Source organism: Prauserella aidingensis (genome assembly GCF_024171865.1).
In the GTDB taxonomy this organism is placed as follows: Bacteria; Actinomycetota; Actinomycetes; order Mycobacteriales; family Pseudonocardiaceae; genus Prauserella; species Prauserella aidingensis.
The window spans coordinates 221,332-239,399 of the sequence record NZ_JAMTCN010000003.1 but is presented as its reverse complement, the minus strand read 5'-3'; the positions used below and the strand labels follow the sequence as shown (position 1 = coordinate 239,399).

The 18,068-nt window shown below is 71.4% G+C and carries 20 protein-coding genes; 13 read left to right on the top strand and 7 right to left on the bottom strand.

Annotated features, from left to right (window positions below):
* Nucleotides 1-33: 33 nt before the first annotated feature.
* Complete coding sequence (locus LY13_RS05220) at nucleotides 34-402, bottom strand: hypothetical protein (protein ID WP_253827260.1); 369 nt, start codon at nucleotides 400-402, stop codon at nucleotides 34-36.
* A 67-nt stretch (nucleotides 403-469) separates the two neighbouring features.
* Here LY13_RS05220 and LY13_RS05215 point away from each other — a divergent pair, with 67 nt between their 5' ends.
* On the top strand, nucleotides 470-1,573 hold the full coding sequence (locus LY13_RS05215) for a branched-chain amino acid aminotransferase (protein WP_253827046.1): 1,104 nt from the start codon (nucleotides 470-472) through the stop codon (nucleotides 1,571-1,573).
* Between the two features lie 138 nt (nucleotides 1,574-1,711).
* On the opposite strand, the gene LY13_RS05210 is transcribed toward LY13_RS05215, so the two are convergent.
* From LY13_RS05210 to LY13_RS05200, 3 genes are read right to left on the bottom strand one after another with little or no spacing between them, the layout of a single operon-like run.
* Nucleotides 1,712-2,746, bottom strand: coding sequence for a nicotinate-nucleotide--dimethylbenzimidazole phosphoribosyltransferase (locus tag LY13_RS05210; RefSeq protein ID WP_253827045.1), 1,035 nt, complete (start codon nucleotides 2,744-2,746; stop codon nucleotides 1,712-1,714).
* 9 nt (nucleotides 2,747-2,755) lie between these two features.
* On the bottom strand, nucleotides 2,756-3,709 hold the full coding sequence (locus LY13_RS05205; RefSeq protein WP_253827043.1) for a sugar-binding transcriptional regulator: 954 nt from the start codon (nucleotides 3,707-3,709) through the stop codon (nucleotides 2,756-2,758).
* Between the two features lie 7 nt (nucleotides 3,710-3,716).
* Entirely contained in the window at nucleotides 3,717-3,983 is a 267-nt protein-coding gene (locus LY13_RS05200; protein ID WP_253827042.1) for an HPr family phosphocarrier protein, read from the bottom strand.
* 292 nt (nucleotides 3,984-4,275) lie between these two features.
* Here LY13_RS05200 and srlA point away from each other — a divergent pair, with 292 nt between their 5' ends.
* The 10 genes from srlA (at nucleotide 4,276) to LY13_RS05150 (ending at nucleotide 13,093) form a co-directional block, all read left to right on the top strand.
* Nucleotides 4,276-4,926 carry a PTS glucitol/sorbitol transporter subunit IIC gene (gene srlA / locus LY13_RS05195; protein ID WP_253827041.1) on the top strand — a complete coding sequence of 217 codons (651 nt, stop codon included), beginning with the start codon at nucleotides 4,276-4,278 and terminating at the stop codon, nucleotides 4,924-4,926.
* Entirely contained in the window at nucleotides 4,923-6,044 is a 1,122-nt protein-coding gene (locus LY13_RS05190) for a PTS glucitol/sorbitol transporter subunit IIB (RefSeq protein ID WP_253827039.1), read from the top strand. Before srlA ends, LY13_RS05190 begins: the two co-directional genes overlap by 4 nt.
* Before the next feature lie 32 nt (nucleotides 6,045-6,076).
* Complete coding sequence (locus tag LY13_RS05185; protein WP_253827038.1) at nucleotides 6,077-6,451, top strand: PTS glucitol/sorbitol transporter subunit IIA; 375 nt, start codon at nucleotides 6,077-6,079, stop codon at nucleotides 6,449-6,451.
* Nucleotides 6,448-6,843 carry a transcriptional regulator GutM gene (locus LY13_RS05180; protein WP_253827036.1) on the top strand — a complete coding sequence of 132 codons (396 nt, stop codon included), beginning with the start codon at nucleotides 6,448-6,450 and terminating at the stop codon, nucleotides 6,841-6,843. The genes LY13_RS05185 and LY13_RS05180 overlap by 4 nt, the downstream gene beginning before the upstream one ends.
* Before the next feature lie 389 nt (nucleotides 6,844-7,232).
* Complete coding sequence (locus tag LY13_RS05175) at nucleotides 7,233-8,534, top strand: NAD(P)H-dependent oxidoreductase (RefSeq protein WP_253827035.1); 1,302 nt, start codon at nucleotides 7,233-7,235, stop codon at nucleotides 8,532-8,534.
* The gene (locus LY13_RS05170; RefSeq protein ID WP_253827033.1) at nucleotides 8,531-9,559 is read left to right on the top strand and encodes a thiamine pyrophosphate-dependent dehydrogenase E1 component subunit alpha; all 1,029 of its coding nucleotides are present in this window, start codon (nucleotides 8,531-8,533) and stop codon (nucleotides 9,557-9,559) included. Before LY13_RS05175 ends, LY13_RS05170 begins: the two co-directional genes overlap by 4 nt.
* Nucleotides 9,556-10,599: an alpha-ketoacid dehydrogenase subunit beta gene (locus LY13_RS05165; RefSeq protein WP_301298453.1), complete on the top strand. Its 1,044-nt coding sequence runs from the start codon at nucleotides 9,556-9,558 to the stop codon at nucleotides 10,597-10,599. The genes LY13_RS05170 and LY13_RS05165 overlap by 4 nt, the downstream gene beginning before the upstream one ends.
* Nucleotides 10,593-11,933 carry a dihydrolipoamide acetyltransferase family protein gene (locus tag LY13_RS05160; protein WP_253827032.1) on the top strand — a complete coding sequence of 447 codons (1,341 nt, stop codon included), beginning with the start codon at nucleotides 10,593-10,595 and terminating at the stop codon, nucleotides 11,931-11,933. The genes LY13_RS05165 and LY13_RS05160 overlap by 7 nt, the downstream gene beginning before the upstream one ends.
* A 12-nt stretch (nucleotides 11,934-11,945) precedes the next feature.
* On the top strand, nucleotides 11,946-12,713 hold the full coding sequence (locus LY13_RS05155; protein WP_253827031.1) for an IspD/TarI family cytidylyltransferase: 768 nt from the start codon (nucleotides 11,946-11,948) through the stop codon (nucleotides 12,711-12,713).
* A gap of 20 nt (nucleotides 12,714-12,733) precedes the next feature.
* A complete protein-coding gene (locus tag LY13_RS05150; protein ID WP_253827030.1) occupies nucleotides 12,734-13,093 on the top strand; it encodes a hypothetical protein in 360 nt (119 codons plus the stop codon).
* A gap of 60 nt (nucleotides 13,094-13,153) precedes the next feature.
* Here the strand turns inward: LY13_RS05150 and LY13_RS05145 are convergent, their stop codons facing one another.
* Nucleotides 13,154-14,152, bottom strand: a complete 999-nt coding sequence (locus tag LY13_RS05145; RefSeq protein WP_253827029.1) for an aldo/keto reductase family protein — start codon at nucleotides 14,150-14,152, stop codon at nucleotides 13,154-13,156.
* Between the two features lie 49 nt (nucleotides 14,153-14,201).
* Between LY13_RS05145 and LY13_RS05140 the strand changes: the two genes are divergently transcribed.
* Complete coding sequence (locus LY13_RS05140) at nucleotides 14,202-14,819, top strand: DUF222 domain-containing protein (RefSeq protein ID WP_253827028.1); 618 nt, start codon at nucleotides 14,202-14,204, stop codon at nucleotides 14,817-14,819.
* Nucleotides 14,820-15,185: 366 nt separating this feature from the next.
* Here LY13_RS05140 and LY13_RS05135 read toward each other — a convergent pair whose 3' ends face one another.
* On the bottom strand, nucleotides 15,186-15,857 hold the full coding sequence (locus tag LY13_RS05135) for a DUF3043 domain-containing protein (RefSeq protein ID WP_253827027.1): 672 nt from the start codon (nucleotides 15,855-15,857) through the stop codon (nucleotides 15,186-15,188).
* A gap of 196 nt (nucleotides 15,858-16,053) precedes the next feature.
* Here LY13_RS05135 and LY13_RS05130 point away from each other — a divergent pair, with 196 nt between their 5' ends.
* On the top strand, nucleotides 16,054-16,425 hold the full coding sequence (locus LY13_RS05130; RefSeq protein WP_183654991.1) for a HesB/IscA family protein: 372 nt from the start codon (nucleotides 16,054-16,056) through the stop codon (nucleotides 16,423-16,425).
* Nucleotides 16,426-17,009: 584 nt separating this feature from the next.
* Here LY13_RS05130 and LY13_RS05125 read toward each other — a convergent pair.
* Complete coding sequence (locus LY13_RS05125; protein WP_253827025.1) at nucleotides 17,010-17,999, bottom strand: DUF2510 domain-containing protein; 990 nt, start codon at nucleotides 17,997-17,999, stop codon at nucleotides 17,010-17,012.
* Nucleotides 18,000-18,068 lie beyond the last annotated feature (69 nt).

Sequence of the window (18,068 nt, the reverse complement as noted above, 5' to 3'; positions counted from 1 at the left end):
GCCCGCGACTCGCCCGCTCGCGAACCCGGACGGTCAGCTCATCGCGGATGCGAGCAGCAGCGCGACCACGGAGGCAGCGGCCAGACCGGCCACCGACCGCACCGGGAAGCCCTCCCGCGGGAACACCTTGCCGCCGTGCACACCCGCCAGCCACACGATCCCGAAGATCGCGCCGACGATGCCGATGAAGGCGCCGAACCCGCCGATCATCAGATAGCCGATCAGCACGGCCATACCGGCCGCGAACGTCAGCAGCGCGGCGCCGGCGAGGGTCAGGAATCCTCCCCCCGACGGCGACGGCTGCGCGTCGGCGCCGGCAGGCTGCGAACTCGGCGGGTACTGGCCGCCCTGGAACTGAGGGCCTGGGCCGGGGTACTGGCGGCCCGGGTGCTGGGGGTTCATGCTCACACCCGCGATCGTAACGACCGGGTATGGCCCTGTGGGGCCATTGGGGCGATATGCTCCGAGCATGACGACGACAACCCTGTTCACCCGGATTCCCAGTACGCACGCGACCCCCGTGGAACGCGTAGCCGAAGTACTGGAGAACCCGGGGTTCGGTGTCCGGTTTACCGACCACATGGTCACGGTGAAGTGGAACGCCGAGCAGGGGTGGCACGACGCCGAGGTGCGCGAGTACGCACCGCTGACGTTCGACCCGGCTACGCAGGTCCTGCACTACGGGCAGGCGATCTTCGAGGGGCTCAAGGCGTACCGCCAGCCCGACGGCACGATCGGCGCGTTCCGGCCCGAGGCGAATGCGCAGCGGTTCCGCGACTCCGCGCGCAGGCTCGCCATGCCGGAGCTGCCCGACGAGCTGTTCCTCGGCTCGATCGCCGAGCTCGTCGACATCGACAAGCGCTGGGTGCCGACCCGGCAGGGTGACTCCCTCTACCTGCGGCCGTTCATGATCGCCACGGGCGAGGGGTTGGGTGTCAACAGCCCGTCCGCCGAGTACCTGTACCTGCTCATCGCCTCGCCCGCCGGGTCGTACTTCTCCGGCGGCGTGAAGCCGGTCACGGTGTGGCTCTCGACCGAGTACGTGCGTGCCGCGCCGGGCGGCACCGGCGAGGCCAAGTGCGCGGGGAACTACGCGGCCTCGTTCGTCGCGCAGGCGCAGGCCAGTGAGCAGGGCTGCGACCAGGTGGTGTGGCTCGACGCCGCCGAGCGCCGCTGGGTCGAGGAGATGGGCGGGATGAACCTGTTCTTCGTCTTCGGCTCTGGCTCCGACGCGACGGTGGTGACGCCCGAGCTGAGCGGGTCGTTGCTGCCCGGTGTGACCCGCAGGTCGTTGCTGCAGCTGGCCGTCGACCGCGGCTACCGCGTCGAGGAGCGGCGGATCTCCACCGAGGAGTGGGAGAACGCCGCGAGGTCCGGCGAACTCACCGAGGTGTTCGCGTGCGGCACGGCCGCGGTGATCACGCCGGTCGGACACGTCAAGCACGCCGACGGCGAGTTCACGATCGGTACCGGCGAGCCGGGTGAGCTGACCATGGCGCTGCGCGAACAGCTCACCGGCATCCAGGAAGGCACCCGTCCCGACGACCACAGCTGGGTGCACAAGTTCGACTGAGCCACCTCCGCGCTCGGTGCCGGTCCGCGGAGTGCTGTGCGGAGCGGCACCGAGCGGTGCGGCGTTCGGCGGCCCGGGCGGCGCCGATTCGGATGACGCCGAAGCTCGCCGGGTGACGCCGGTTCGGACGATGCCGGGTCAGGTGATGTCCGAGTCGGCGGGCAGCGCGGGGCGCTGGGCGACCTCGGTGAGCAGCCGTGCCGCGGAGGCGAGCATCGGCAGCACGGTCGCGGCGCCGGTTCCCGCGCCGAGGCGGATCTCCAGGTCCAGCACCGGTTCCAGATCGAGATGTTCCAAGGCCACGACCTGCGCGGGCTCGGCCGCGCGGTGCGCGGCCAGCCACCACGACCGCGCGCCCGGTGCGAGTTCCTCGGCCAGCAGTGCCGCCGCGGTCGACGGCAGGCCGTCCAGCACCACCGGCGTCCGCCGCACCGCCGCCTGCGCCAGGAAGCCCGCCATCGCGGCGAGGTCGGCACCGCCCGCGGTGCGGAGCAGCCCCAGCGGTTCGCCCGTGACCGGCCTGCACCGTCGCAGCGCATCCCGCACGGCGACGGCCTTGCGCATCCAGGCGGTGTCGTCGATGCCCGAACCGCGGCCGACGACCGCCACCGGCTCGGTGTCGGTCAGGGCGGCGACCAGCGTGGCAGCGGGTGTCGTGACGCCCGAGCCGACCTCGGCCGCCACGAGGACGTCTGCGCCCTCGTCGACCTCGGCGTCGGCAGCCCGCATCCCGGCGCGCACCGCGGCCTCGGTCTCCTCCTCGGTGAGCGCGTCGGCCCTGCCGATCGAACCGGACCCGGTCCGCACGTGATCCGGGCCGGATCCGTCGGCCGTGCCCACGTCGACGACGCGGATGCCGGCTCCGGCCACGTCGGCGAGGACGTTCAGTGGTGCGGAGCCGCCGTCGAGTGCGTCGAGCAGTTCCCGCGTCGTGGCGGGGCCGCCGAGGGACACGCCGTCGGCGGTGACGCCGTGGTCCGCGGCGAACACGACGACGCGCATGCGCCGCAGTGGCCGGGGCGGCGTGCGTCCCTGGCACGCCGCGAGCCAGGCGCCGAGTCGTTCGATCCTGCCCAGCGACCGCGGGGGTGACAGCAGTGTCGCGTGCCGCTGCAGCGCACCGGCGCGGGCGTTCTCGTCGGGCAGGGTGACGGGGCCGAACTCGATGTTCACGCGCTCAAGCTACCGCGCGGCGCGTGCGAGCAGCGCCCTGGCCAGTGAGCTGTCACAGACCAGCACGTCGAGCACCGTGGTGTGCAGCGCCCCGAGCACGCCGTCGGCCTTCTCCGGGCCCGCCGCCACGCCCGCGACGGTGGGGATCGCCGCCAGGTCGGCCAGTGACACGGCGAGCACGCGGTCGTCGGCGGGGCCGGTGACCGCCCTGCCCTCGGCGTCGAAGAACCGTGCGCAGACGTCGCCGACCGGCGCGGCGGCGTCGAGGCCCGCACGTTCCTCGGCGGACAGGTTCATCGCCGTCACCAACGACGCCGACGACCCGCGGCCCACCCGGCCGATGCCGGCGAGCGCGACCTGCACCCGCCGGGCCGACTCCAGGGTGGCCTGGACACTCGGCTCGGCCAGTAGCACGTCCCTGCCCTCCTTGGAGGTCAGCAACGCGGGGGCGTGCAGGCGCTGGTACCGGCCGCCGAGCCGGCCCGCCAGGTCGCGGACCAGTTCCTCGCCGCTGATGGCGGTGTCCACTGCGGACAGTCCGCCCACCAGTGGCACCACCTCGACGTCGAGCCCGCCGTCGTCCGGAATGGACTGCACCAGCGCCTGCAGGCCCGTGCCCCACGACACCCCGATCCGTTGTCCCGGTTGGATCGTGTCGAGCAGCCAGCGCGCCCCGAGATCGCCGACGCGTTGCAGTGGCCGGTCACCACCGTGGATCTCGGCGACGCGGCAGTCCCGCAGGCCGAACCGTTCGGAGAGTTCGGCCTCGAGGTCCAGGTCGCGTCCCGTCGGATCATTGATCTCGATGCGCACGATGCCGTGTTCCCGTGCGGCCGTGAGCATTCTCGACACGCTGGAACGACTGATGTTCAGTGCTTTGGCGACCTCGTGTTGCGAGCGACCTTCCTCGTAGTACAGCCGCGCCGCTGCGACGAGCGACTGCTGATCGCGGGGCGGTGGCATCGACGGATCACGCGTCCAAATCGGACTCGAGCATGCGGGACAGTTCGGTGAGCGCATCGTCGGCGCCGTTGCCGTCGGTGCGCAGGACGACCTCTTCGCCGTGCCCGATGGCCAGGCTCAGCACCGACAACATACTGCGAGCGTCCACCAGGTCCGTGCCCGGCCTGCCGATGCGGACGTCGCTGTCGGTGGCGGTCGCGGCTTTGACGAACTGGCTCGCGGGCCTGGCGTGCAGTCCGACGGACGAGCCGACCTTGACCTGGATCTCCGGCATGGAGACGCTCCTTTGCTCTTCGGCCCCGGTCGCCTCCGGGGCCTTGTCGACGGTTCGACGGCATGTTACACACATCACTGGCAAACGTGAACAAGGTTTGCACATTCGTGCAACGAGACTCTTCCTCGGAGTTTCGTACAACCAGCGAGTCCCGGACAACAGGGTCCGGGGCGGCGATCGGGACGACGACACGTCGTCGGACCCGATCCTGCAGGCGCCGGACCGGTGGATCACGGGGTGGTCCGGATGCCGATCAGTGCATATCCGCGGGGGCCGAGAAGGAGGCCAGGCAATGCAAGTGCTTGCTGTAATGGCGCAGCAGCAGCCGGCTCAGCCGGAGGGTGAGACGAGCGGGGGTGTGCTGGGTGTCTTCGAATGGCTGGGAACCCATTTCATCGGCCTGTTCGAGGAAGCGGGCTCTCAGTTCGTCGATCTGGTGACCGGCATCCTGCCGACACTGATCGTGCTGCTCACGTTCATGTACGCGCTCACCACGTTCATCGGCGAGGAGCGCGTGACGCGAGCCGTCCAGTGGTGCGGCCGGTGGTGGATCACCCGCTACTCGGTCATGCCGATACTCGCGCTGCTGATGTTGACGAATCCGATGGCCTACTCGTTCGGACGCTTCCTGCCCGAGCGGTACAAGCCCGCGTTCTACGACTCCGCGGTGTCGTTCGTGCACCCGGTGACGACGTTCTTCCCGTACGCCAACGCCGGTGAGCTGTTCGTCTGGTTCGGCATCGCGAACGGCGTCACGCAGCTCGGCGAGTCCACCGTGCCGCTGGCGCTGCGCTACTTCCTGGTGGGCATCCTCGTGATCTTCATCCGCGGCATCGTCACCGAGAAGCTCACGGCGTTCATGATCAAGCGGACCGGCCGCAGCGAGGTCTTCGCCGATTTCGATCGGCAGTTCGAGCAGGCGAAGGCGGGTGAGAAGGCATGACCGAGCGCGAGACGACGGCGGGCCGGGAGGCGACGACCGGTACGGACACGGCCACGGTGTTCGTCCGCGCGGGCGCGGGCGGCTGGGGACCGGGTCTGACCCTGCGTGCCGACGAGCAGCGCACGAAGGTGCTCTCGGTGACCGGCGGCGGGATCCACCCCGTGGCGCAGAAGATCGCCGACCTCACCGGCGCCGAGGCGGTCGACGGCTTCAACACGACGGTGCCCGACGACGAGGTGGTGGCCGCCGTCATCAACTGCGGCGGCACCGCGCGCATCGGCGTCTACCCGCGCAAGGGCATCCCGACCGTCGACGTCTACCCGGGCGCTCCCGGTGGGCCGCTGGCGAAATTCATCACCGAGGAACTGTTCGTGTCCGCGGTGGGCATGAACGAGGTCGAACGGTCCACAGCGGACGGCGGAGCCGCGGGTACCGCCGCGGCCGGTGCTGCGTCGGGCGGGACGTCGGGCGGCGGGACGCCGGACGGCGCGGGTTCGGGCGGCGGCGTGCCGCCCCGGGACGAACGGCCGTCCGCGTCGGCGGTAGCGGCGACCCTCCCGGTCGGTGGCCCGCTGGGCAAGGCGTTCCACACGGTGACGAACGTGTTCGTCGGGTTCGGCTCGGCCGTGGGCAGCTTCGTCAACACGATGCTGGCGGCGGGCAGGCAGACGATCGACCTGACGCTGAAGACCATCCTGCCGTTCATGGCCTACGTGAGCCTGCTGCTCGGCATCGTCATGTACACGGGCGTGGCCGAGTGGATGGGCCAGGTGCTCTCGCCGATCGCGAGCAATCCGTTCGGCCTGCTCGCCATCAGCTTCGTCGTCGCACTGCCGTTCCTGTCGCCGGTGCTCGGTCCGGGCGCGGCGATCGCGCAGGTGGTCGGGACGCTCATGGGCAGCCAGATCGCCATCGGTGCACTGCCGGTGCAGTACGCGCTGCCGACGCTGTTCGCCATCAACGGTCAGGTGGGCTGTGACTTCGTGCCCGTCGGACTGGCGCTCGGCGAGGCGAAACCGGAAACCGTGGCCGTCGGCACTCCCGCGGTGCTGATCAGCCGCATGATCACCTCGCCGCTCGCGGTCGTCATCGCGTGGGCGGCAAGCTTCGGCCTCTGACGGCAGGCGAGTTCGGGTTCGAGGAGGAACACATGAGCTTCTACTACGAGAGCACGGTCCTGCGTGCCGGCGACGAGGCCGCGGAGATGGTCGAGGGTGGCGTCGTGATCCTGTACGCCGACCCCATCCCGGATGCGCTGGAGAGCGTCAGCGTGGTCCACGGCCCGGCGAAGGGGCCCGAGCGGGAGATTCGCACCGGCGACGTGTTCAGCATCGGCGACGAGGACGTCGACGTGGTCGCGGTGGGGGACAGGGCGCACGAGAACCTGAGCACGCTCGGGCACGTCGTGGTGTACCTGAATCCCGACGACGGCACGGAGCTCCTTCCGGGCGCCGTGCACGCCAAGGGCACGATCTCGACCCCGGCCGCGGGTGCGCGGGTCGGGTTCCGGGGAGCGACGCCGTGACGTGGCAGGCGGTGGTGCTCGTACTCGGCGCGTTCGTGGTGGCGGGCGTGCTCAGTTACCGACAGCACCTGGCGTATCAGAGCGCCGTCAACGCACTCGCCGACGACGAGAACCGCAGCGGGATGTTGCTGGTGAGCGGCCGGGCGAAAGGCCGGCTCCGCGGTGCGATCGTGCTGCTGGTGATCGACCGCAGGCGCGGTGAGATCACGCGGGCACAGGCGATGCAGGGCGCGTCGGTCTTCGCCCGGTTCACGGAGCGGACCGAGTTGACGGGTCCGATCGACGGTGCCGAGGAGCGGGCCGACACGGCGGCGCTGGCCAAGGCCGTGCGCGAGGCGATCGGCATGGCGGGCCGGCTCAACGCGGGTGGACTGCGCTCGGCGCGCACCTGACCGGGTCCGGTCCGCCGGCGCGGCCGGTGAACACGAGAACGCGGGCGGCCGCGTCTCCCCGACGACGGGAGGCGCGGCCGCCTTCGTGCGTTCCGGGACCGGTGTTCCGGCCGGGCTCCCTTGTCCGCACCTCCGGTCGTCCGCCGGCGGGTGCGGCCGGAACGGCGCCGTCGCCGACGGGCGATCGCGATCGTGGTTTCCCCGCCCGCCTCGCGTGCACGTATGTGCAGAGCCTTGGCGCTTGTGTGCTGCAGATCTCCCGTGCTACCAAGTAAGAACCAAGGTGCACATAGTTCTCACATTTGTGCAAACACGGCGTGTGGATGCGGTGGTGTGCACCCACGTTCACCCGCATCAGGCGCAGGCGAAGCGGACCGGAGGAAACGCGGATGAGGTATGTCGATCGGCTGCGAGCACGGGAGCGGGAACTGGGCCGGCCGGTCCGGGTCGGGCTCGTCGGCGCGGGGCAGATGGGGCTCGGCTTCGTGGTGCAGGCGAGCCGGATCGACGGGATGGAGGTCGCGGCGATCGCCGACATCGCCCCGGACCGCGGACGCCGTGCGTTCGCCGAGGCGGGCCGCGGCGACGCCGTACTGAGCGGCGACCGCGCGGAGCTGTCGCGGATGATCGAGGCGGGCACGCCCGTCGTCACCGGCGACGCCACCACGCTGACCGGCCTGCCGCTCGACGTGCTCGTCGACGCCAGCGGAGTGCCCGAGGTCGGCGCCCGGGTGGCGTTCCACGGCCTGCTGGCCGGCCAGGACATCGCGATGCTCAACGTCGAATGCGACGTGACCATCGGCTACCTGCTGAAGACCGTCGCCGAGCGGACGGGCCGCGTGTACACGGTGTGCCGGGGCGACGAACCCGTCGAGTGCAAGGCCCTCGCCGACTACGTGCGCGACATCGGCTTCGACGTCGTCTGCGCGGGCAAGGGCAAGAACAACCCGCTCCGCCCGTCGGCCACACCCGCGTCGTTGACCGAGGAGGCCGAGGCGAAGGGCATGAACCCGCACATGCTCGCCAGCTTCGTCGACGGCTCGAAGACGATGATCGAGATGGCCGCGCTGGCCAACGGTGTGGATCTCGTCGTGCCCTCGCGGGGCATGACCGGCCTGCACTGCACGGTCGAGGCACTGGCGGAGACCTTCCGACCGGAGTCCGACGGCGGCGTGTTGCCGGGCGAGGGCATGGTCGACTACTGCACCGGCCCGGTCGCGCCCGGCGTGTTCGTCATCGGCCGCAGCGACCACCCCGCCGTCGTGTCCGAAATGGCCTACCTGGGCATGGGCAAAGGCCCGTACTACACCTTCTACCGCCCGTATCACCTGGCGAGCGTCGAGGCGCCGCTGTCGGTCGCCGAGGCCGTCGTGGACCGCACTCCCAGTCTCGCCCCTGTGGCCTGGAACGCCGAGGTGCTCGCGGTGGCCAAGCGTGACCTCGCCGCGGGCGAACGGATCGACGGCATCGGCGGCGAGACCGTGTACGGCATCACCGACCGGGCCTCCGCGGTGCGCGACGACGGGCACCTCCCGCTCGGCCTCGTCCCGGGCGGCCGCGTGCTCCGCGACGTCCCCGAGGGCACCGTGCTGACGGCCGAGGACGTCGCCGTCGACGAGACCACGACGATCGCCACCCTGCGCAGGCTGCAGGACCGGCTGCTGGCGGGCGAGGAGGTGACCCTCCCGTGACGCTGACCACGGATCCGGAGTCGGCCAGGCACGCGCTCACCACCATGTGGACGATCCGCCGCTTCGAGGAGGCGGTGGACGACATGTTCGCGCGCGGCCTCATGCACGGCACGATGCACCTGTCGATCGGCCAGGAGGCCGTGCCGACGGGTGCCTGCATGGCACTGTCCGAAGGCGACTACATCACCTCGACCCACCGCGGTCACGGCCACTGCATCGCCAAGGGTGCGAAGCTCGACGCGATGATGGCCGAACTGCTGGCCAAGGAGACCGGCTACTGCCGGGGCCGCGGCGGGTCGATGCACATCGCCGACGTCGCCACCGGCAACCTCGGCGCCAACGGCATCGTCGCTGGCGGCGTGCCCATCGCGGCGGGTGCGGGACTCGCCGTGCGGATGCGCGGCGGCTCCGAGGTCGTCGTCAGCTTCTTCGGCGACGGCGCCGTCAACGAGGGCGCCTGGCACGAGGGTGTCAACCTGGCCGCGATCTGGGACCTGCCGGTGGTGTTCGTGTGCGAGAACAACCGGTACGGCATGTCGATGTCGGTCGACAGGGCGTTCAACGTCGACACCCTCGCCGAGCGTGCGCACGGCTACGGCATCCCCGGTGTGACGGTGGACGGCAACGATCCGCAGGCCGTGCACGACGCCGTCGCCGACGCCGTACAGCGGGCGAGGTCCGGAGGCGGGCCGTCGTTCGTGGAGGCGCTGACCTACCGCTGGAAGGGCCACTCCAAGAGCGACAAGAACCTCTACCGCACCCGCGAGGAGATCGAGAGCTGGCGCGAGCGCGATCCGATCGCGGCGTTCGAGGCCGCCGTCACCGGTGGCGGTGCGACGGCAGGCGCCGCCACCGCGCCCGCACTGTCCGCATCGGACGTCGAGGAGTGCAGAACCCTCGCGCGCGACCGCGTGCGGGAGGCGATCCGCACGGCGAACGCCGCACCGGACGCCGACGCCGCGACGCTGACCGACGCCGTCTACGCCCCGGCAGGGGAGCCGATCGCCGGAGGAGCCCGAGCATGACGACCACCAGCGACACGAGACCCGCCTCCGGCCCCGTGGACTCGGCGGCGGTCGAACCGCGGACACTGACCTACTCCGAGGCCGTGCGCGAGGCGATGGCGCAGGCCATGGCGGCCGACGACCGGGTGTTTCTGTTCGGTGAGGACGTCGGCACCTACGGCGGTGCGTTCGGCGTCAGCGGCGATCTGGTGCACCGCTTCGGCACCGAGCGGGTGCGTGACACCCCGATCAGCGAACTCGGGATCGTCGGCGCCGCCGTGGGCGCGGGCCTGGCGGGGATGCGCCCGATCGTGGAGATCCAGTTCTCCGACTTCACGGCCCAGGCGATGGATCAGATCGCCAACCAGGCGGCGAAGATCCACTTCATGCTCGGCGGCGCGGCGACCGTGCCGATGGTGCTGCGCGCGCCGGGCGGCTCCGGAACCGGCGCGGCCGCTCAACACTCGCAGAGCCTGGAGGCGTGGTTCGCCCACGTGCCGGGCCTGAAGGTGGTGATGCCGAGCACCGCCGCCGACGCGAAGGGCCTACTGCTCAGCGCGATCGACGATCCGAACCCGGTGATCGTGCTGGAGCACAAGCTGCTCTACAAGCAGAGCGGGCCGGTGCCGGAGGAGCCCGTGCGGGTGCCGCTGGGCGAGACGGCGGTCCGCCGTACCGGAACCGACGTCACGATCGTCGCCACCGGCGTGATGGTGTCGCGCGCACTCGAGGCCGCCGAGCGGCTCGCCGCCGACGGCGTGTCGGCCGGCGTGCTCGACCCGCGCACGCTCCGACCACTCGACGATCGGACCATTGTGGACAGCGTGGCCGCGACGGGCCGGGCACTGCTGGTGCAGGAGGCGCCGAAGACCGGCGGATTCATGTCCGAGATCGCCGCGCGCATCGTCGAATCGCCCGCGTTCGGCCGGCTGCAGGCGCCGGTGTCCCGGCTGTGCGGCCTCGACGCGCCGATCCCGTACGCACCCCAGCTCGAACAGGCCGCGGTGCCACAGGTCGACGACATCGTGACGAAGGCAGGGGAGTTGGTGCGGCGATGGTGAACAAGCAGGTCCCGCTGGTCATGCCGAAGATGTCGATGACCATGACCGAAGGCGTGTTCGTCACGTGGCACAAGGCCGAGGGCGAGCAGGTGCGCCAGGGCGAGGTCGTCTGCGAGGTCACGACCGACAAGGTCGACATGGAGGTCGAGGCGACCGTCGACGGTGTACTCGCCGAACTCGTCGCGGCCCCGGAGGACGTCATCGCCGTCGGCGACCCCATCGCCTACGTCGACTCCGAGGACGACGATCTCCTGGCCGGGCTGTTCGACGACCCCGCGCCGGATTCCGCCTCCGCGGAGCCGGACACCCCAGCACCGGACACCGTGGCGCCGGAGCCCGCAGCACCCGACACCCCAGTACCGGACACCCCAGCACCGGAGTCCCCATCGGCTCCGGTACCCGACTCCGCACCGGCGCCCGTGAACAGCGGGCAGGCGGTCGGCGCCACCCCGGCGGCCCAGGGTGTCAACGGCGCGGCCGGAGCGGCTCCGCCTCGCCCGCCCGCCGCCGTGCCCGCCGCGCGCCGGTTGGCAGGGGAACGGGGAGTGGACCTCGCAGCGCTCACCCCGACCGGCCCGTGGGACACGATCCGCGTGGCCGATCTCCCGGCCGAAGAGCTGCGGGCCGAAGAGCTGCGGGCCGAGCCGCCGCGGGATGGTGATCGGTCGCCGGAACCGGCGGCGTCCCCGGCGAACGCGCCTGCACGCCGCCGGGACGGGCGCGCCGCGATCGCCCGGCGGATGACGGCGAGCGCCGACGTGCCGCAGTTCGTGCTGTACCGCGATGTCGACCTCGACGAGGCGCAGCGCCGGCGCGGCGGCGTGAGCTGGACGGTCGTGTTCACCCGCGTCCTCGCCGCCGCATTGCGCAGGCATCCCGAGCTGAACGCCACGTGGACCGACGACGGGGTGCAGCCCTGCGACAGGCTGTCCCTCGCGATCGCCGTCGACACCGAACGGGGACTGCTCGCGCCGGTGCTGCCCGATCCGGACACCGGCGACCTCTCGACGCTGTCCCGGCGCATCGACGACGTCGTCACGCGGGCCCGGACGGGCCGGTTGGAGTTGTCGGAGCTGTCGGCGACCGCGTCGAGCACCGTGTCGAACCTCGGCGGCAGCGGCGTCGGCGGATTTCAGGCGTTGCTGACGCCGCCGCAGGCCACCGCGCTGGCCGTCGGCACGGTCGAGCCGCGGGTGGTGCCGGTGCCGGGCGGGATCGGCACCCGGCTGCGGTGCACGCTCGGGCTCAGCGTCGACCACCGGGTCGCCGACGGCGTCGCAGGCGCGCGGCTGCTGGCCACGATCGACGAGTTGCTCGGCGGCGAACTCGGATGAGTCCGGTCTCGTATGATCTCCGCCGTGGCGGAACGGAGAACCCGGCGGGGCGCGGCGGGCCGGAGCCGCCGGGTTCCGCCCGCGGCCGGCGTCGTGCTGGCCAGCGGGGCCGGGACGCGGGTCGGCGCGGAGATGAACAAGGTGTACCTGCCGTTGGCGGGGCGCAGGCTGGTGTCGTGGTCGCTCGACGCGTTCGCGCGGGTGCCCGAGATCGGTGTCCTGCTCCTGGTCACGCGCCCGCAGGACAAGGACCTGGTGGACTGGGTGCTGGACCGCGAGGTCGACGCGCCGGTGGAGCTCGTCTACGGCGGAGAGACACGACAGGAGTCGGAGCTGCGCGCGCTGCGCTGGCTGTCGAGCCGCATCGACGAGGGTTCGGTCGACACGGTCCTGATCCACGACGCCGCGCGGCCGTTGGTGAGTCCCTCGCTGATCGCGGGTGTGCTGCACGAGGCCCGGGAGTGTGGGGGAGCCATTCCGGCGTTGCCCGCCGACGACCTGGTGGCCGTGGACGGTGCGGGGGTGCTCACCGGACAGGAACCGGCGTCGATCGTGCGGGCCCAGACGCCGCAGGGCTTCCGCGCGGGGCCGCTGCTCGAGGTCTACGAGCGTGCCGCGCGTGATGACTTCGTGGGCACCGACACGGCCTCGGTGATGGAGCGGTTCTCCGGGCTCCCGGTGCGGTGGGTGCGCGGGGAGCAACAGAACTTCAAGATCACCTACCCGCACGATCTCGTGGTCGCCGAGCAGGTCCTGGCCGCGGCGGACTACCGGACGTGACGTCGACGAGGACGGAAGCGATGGGCGCGAAGGGAACGATCGAACACGCCACGCTCGCCTGCCACCGGTGCGGCCGCGAGACGCGGCACGAACTCGCCTACGCCGGGCGGCTGCTGGTGGTCACCACGTGCCTGACGTGCGGCACCTCCATCGAACGCGACGTCCGCCGGCGCTACCTGCAGGACTTGCGGCACCGCATGCTCAGCAAACCCGGCCGCATGGCGCGCAGGCTGCGCAGGCACCCGGTCGGGTTCACCGGGTCGCTGCCGCGCACGGCCGCACGCAAGCCGTGGCGGCTGCTGGACGAGGTGCGGCTCGTGTGGTCGGCCGCGGCCGACGCCCGCCGCCGTCACTCCGACGACGGCGGGCGCGACCGCTGAGCCTGTCCCGACTGAGCCGGCCCCGACCGAGCCGGCCCCGACTGAGCAGGGCCCGGCGATTCAGAGCGACTCGGGGCTCTTCGTCTCGCGCGGGTCGGTGACCACGACGTCGCCGAGCACGTCGTCGATGGCCGTCATCAGGTCGTCGTCCAGCGTCACACCGACGGCCTTGACGTTCTCGTGCACCTGCTCCGGGCGCGAGGCGCCGATGATGGCCGACGCGACGTTGCGGTTCTGCAGCACCCACGCCACGGCCAGCTGCGCCGGCGACAGGTCGGCCTGCTGGGCGAGCGGGGTGAGCTTCTCGACCCGCTCGAGCACCTCGTCGCGCAGGAACTTCTGGACGGTGTTCGCGCCGCCCTTCTCGTCCGTCGCACGCGAACCCGCGGGGAGCGGCCGGCCCGGCTTGTACTTGCCGGTGAGCACGCCCTGCGCGATCGGCGACCACACGATCTGGCTCATGCCCTCGCGCTCGGAGGCGGGCACGACCTGGTCCTCGATGACGCGCCACAGCATGTTGTACTGCGGCTGGTTCGACACGAACGGGATCTTCAGCTCGCGGGCCAGTTCGGCGCCGCGGGTGATCTGCTCGGCCGTCCACTCCGAGACGCCGACATAGAGCACCTTGCCCTGCCGCACCAGGTCGGCGAAGGCCTGCATCGTCTCTTCGAGCGGCGTCGTGTGGTCGAAGCGGTGCGCCTGGTACAGGTCCACGTAGTCGGTGCCGAGCCGCTTCAGAGAGGCGTGCGCCGACTCCATGACGTGCTTGCGGCCCAGGCCCTTGTCGTTCGGGCCCTTCGGGCCGGTCGGCCAGAAGACCTTGGTGAAGATCTCCAGGCTCTCGCGGCGCTGCCCCTGCAGGCCACGGCCGAGGACGGACTCGGCGGCGGTGTTCGCGTAGACGTCGGCTGTATCGAAGGTGGTCACGCCGGCGTCCAGGGCCGCCTTGATGCAGGCGTGCGCCTGGTCCTCCTCCACCTGGGAACCGTGGGTGAGCCAGTTGCCGTACGAGATCTCACTGACATTGAGGCCGCTGCGGCCGAGACGTCGAAATTCCATGCCACGAGCTTAGCCCTGTAGTTCGCGTGGCTAACGAACCGGAGGCGTGATGATCGAGACCGTGGCGCCGGAGCCGACGATCCCGGCGCGGAGCGTCGGCCGGCGGCGGCGCATCGACGACGGCGCATCGGTGACAGGTCGGATGCCGCAGTTGCTGGCCGCGATGCGCGCGGGTGAGGTCGAGTCGTACGGGTCGCGGCGGGTGCTGACGGTGGTCGACCCGCTCGACGATGACGCGGCCCGGGGTGTCGATGCGTTGTTGGCGGAGCGGCTGGTGGAGGCGCCGGAAACGGCGTGGCAAGCCGGGAATCTGGCCCAACGTGTGCGCAGGTTGGTGGAGAAGGTCGATCCGGGCGGGCAGACCGAACGCGCACGACGAGCACGGGCGGAGCGCCGGGTGGAACTCATGCCGGGCGAGCACGTCATGTCCTCGTTCGAAGCGCACCTGCCTGCCGAGGTGGCCGGCGCCTGCTATACGCGGGTGGATGGCATGGCCCGGTCGCGGCGCCGGCCCGGCACTGCGACCACGACCACGAGCACCCCTGGGCCGCGCCTGGCGGTGGCGGGTCGACGTCGGTTGCCAACGGCGGACCACGCTGCCGACGGCACCACCAGCTCAAAGACGATCCCCGCTGGCGTGTCCGGTACGACCCGACCCACGGGGTGACGCGGGTGACGACGCCCCAAGGGGCGACCCACCCCGCACGCCGCCACCCGGTCCTCACCCCGAAGCGCCCCGCCCAGGCACTCGACTCCCGGTCACTCGACTCCCAGGCGCCCGACTCCCGGACGCATCGGGGCACGGCACGCGACGCCCCGACACGCGGGCGAGCCACCGGAGTCGAACCTGCGCGCGACACGACCGATCCGACACGGCAGAGTCACGAGAGCCGCCCGCTCCGGCCGGACCCGGCCGGCAGGCCGGGCATACCGAGCGACCGTGCCGACGGTGGTCCGTGTCGCAGGTGGTGAGGTGGCACCGCGCGTCACACGGCCCGGTGCAGGTGCCACGGGCCGTCGCCGGCCCGCGTCGTCACGGGATCGGGTCGCCCGCCTTGAGTCGCGGTTTCGGCACCCGCAGCCGCCGCAGCTGGCTCGCCCGCACGAACGCGTACCAGCCGAGCGAGGCCCCGCGGATCGTCTCGTTCGGGAACCGCTCCCGCGCGGCCTTCGCCACGCGCCTGCCGTTGATGAAGCCCTCGACCAGCATGCCGAGCAGGAAGATCGTCGTGACGAGCGTGGCGTACTGCTGGATCGCCACGACCGGTACGAGCAGCGACAGGAACACCAGTACGGCCAGCGGCATGAACAGGCCCAGGATGTTGCGCCGCGAGTCGATCAGGTCGCGCACGTACTGCTTCACCGGCCCGCGGTCGCGGGGGAGCAGGTAGCGCTCGTCGCCCGCCATCATCTTCTCCCGGCGTTCCCGGGCGGCGGCGCGACGCGCTTCCTTGTCCTCCTTGGTCGCCGGATTCTGCTTCTTCAGCTCCCGGTTCCGGCGGATCGCCTCCCGCGTCGTGGTCGGGGGCGGCGCGACCGGGCCGCGGCGCTTGCCCTCGGCCTCGACGCGCTTGGGCGTCGGCCTGCCCTTGGCGGGGGTGTAGCCCTTGGGTGCGTGAGATTCGCCGGACCCGTCGACGTCGACCGTGGTCTCGGCGGAATCGGATTCGGACTTCTGGGCATTGCCCCGGCGCAGGAACCTCACGCTGCCAGGGTATTGCAGTGCTCACTGCCGATGTTCAGGCGGTCGGCCGATGTGCCACCATGGCCGTCGGGGAACAAGACGGCCGTCCTCCTTGTTGCCTCCGGTGGAATACTGGAGTGAGCATGGGGAATGTCCGCTCCGCGAGGTGACTGCCGCGTGGAGATCGAGCCCCGGGACAGCGACTTGAGGGAGTGCCATGACGACCGCTGAGCAGACCGGCAACACCGCCGCCGAGGAGGCCACCCACGGCGTCGTCCTGACCGAGACCGCCGCCGGCAAGGCCAAGGCGCTGCTCGACCAGGAGGGCCGCGACGACATGCACCTGCGCATCGCGGTGCAGCCGGGTGGCTGTGCGGGCCTGCGCTACCAGCTCTTCTTCGACGAGCGTGAGCTCGACGGCGACCTGTACCGCGACTTCAACGGCTTGCGCGTCGCGGTCGACCGGATGAGCGCTCCGTACGTCGAGGGTGCCCAGATCGACTTCGTCGACACGATCGAGAAGCAGGGCTTCACCATCGACAACCCGAACGCGGGCGGTTCCTGCGCCTGCGGCGACTCGTTCCACTGAGTCGCGCCCCACGAGCGGGGACGTCCGACTGCGAAAACGGACACAGCGAAACGGGCGCCGGTCATCGACCGGCGCCCGTTTCGCTGTCGTCGGGCCGGTCGGATGCCGCCGGCCCGGGGATGGGGAGTGGGGCCGCGATCGCCGTTGACCGCGGCTGGCGGTGAGCTTGCCTGGTGTCAGCCGTACACGTCCAGTCCTGCAACCTGAGCGTGACATGCCTCGTCCACGTTCCACGGCCGAGCGGACGGGTGCGGACGCTGTCCGGGCACGTGCGGACGAGGGATGTCGCGGCAGTCCGCGATGAGCCCGTCGAGGGACTCCGGTTCCGGCGCTCCCGGCGCGGACGTGCGCGACGCGAAGGTACGGGGTGACGGAGTGCGGAGGGACGGAGCGTTGGGGGACGGAGTGCGGAGCGACGGAGCGTTGGGCGACGGCGTGTCGAGGGACGGCGTGCGGAGGGCGGAATCGCGGTCGGCGCTGTTCATTGCGACCGAACCTAGGTAGCGCTGCGGCGGGGCGACAGGCTTACCAATCGGTAGTGGTGTCGTACCGCCCGGTAGTCGCTCGGCAGGGTTAAGCATGCGTCAGAACAGCGACGCCTGCGTCCTCGCGAAGAACGCGTTGTCCACCGCGATGATGCCGGCCAGGATCAACGTGCCCAGCGGTTCGGGAAGCGGGACGGGTCGCGTCAGGTTGTAGGCGTCCTCCCGGCTGAACATCGGCGGCTTGCGCGCGCACTCGACGACCTGGCGCCCACCAGCGTCGGTCAGATTGAGGACGTTGTTCCGGATCCCGCCCAGCTTCAACTGGCCGATACGCATGCCGCTCGCGTACAGGCCCATCGTGATCCGTCCGACGAGCTTCTCGGATTCGACGTGGCCGAGCGGGGCGCCGTCCGGCAGGGTGACGTCGAACCGCGGCTTGGCCGCGGACTGGGCCCGCAGTGCCCGCGCGACGTGGAAGTACGGCGCGCCGGAGGTGTCGAAGAGCTCGAAGTGCTGGGACAAGCCGATGCCGCCGCCGTCGTCGCTGTACGTGCGGGCCTGTTTCGACGCACCCGGGTCGACCTGGACGACGCCACCCAGGAGGGTGCCCGCCTGGTCCGTAACCGCATAGCTCGCGCCGACGAGCATCCCGACGAAGTAGCGCTTGTCCTGAACGATGTGCAGTGCCGGGGCGGTGTACACGGGGCCGGCGCCGAGCTGCGCCCCGGTGCTGTGCCGGCCGGCGTGCTGTCCGGCCCCGTGCGGATCGGCAGGGCCCTGTGCCGGCTGCGCAGCGCCGTCGGGCGCGTGCGGCGGAGCCACCTGCTGCGTCGGCGGATGGAGTGGTGCGGCCTGCTGGTGCCCGTACTGCTGCGGCTGCTGCGTGCCCTGCTCGCACTGCTGCCGATACTGGGCCTGGTGGGAGGGTTGCTGGGGCGGGTACGGCTGTTGCTGCACCGGCGCCGGTTGCGCCGGGTGGGGCTGTTGCGGGACAGGCTGGGTGTACGGCGTCCACCGGTAGCCGTCCCACCAGCGCGCGAACCGCGGATCGGTCTGGTCCGGGTACCACCCGGGCGCCGGCTGCGTCATGGCTGCACTGTAGCGGCGCACGCACGGCAGCGCGTTGTGGAACACACCCGGCCGCCGCCGACGAGCCGG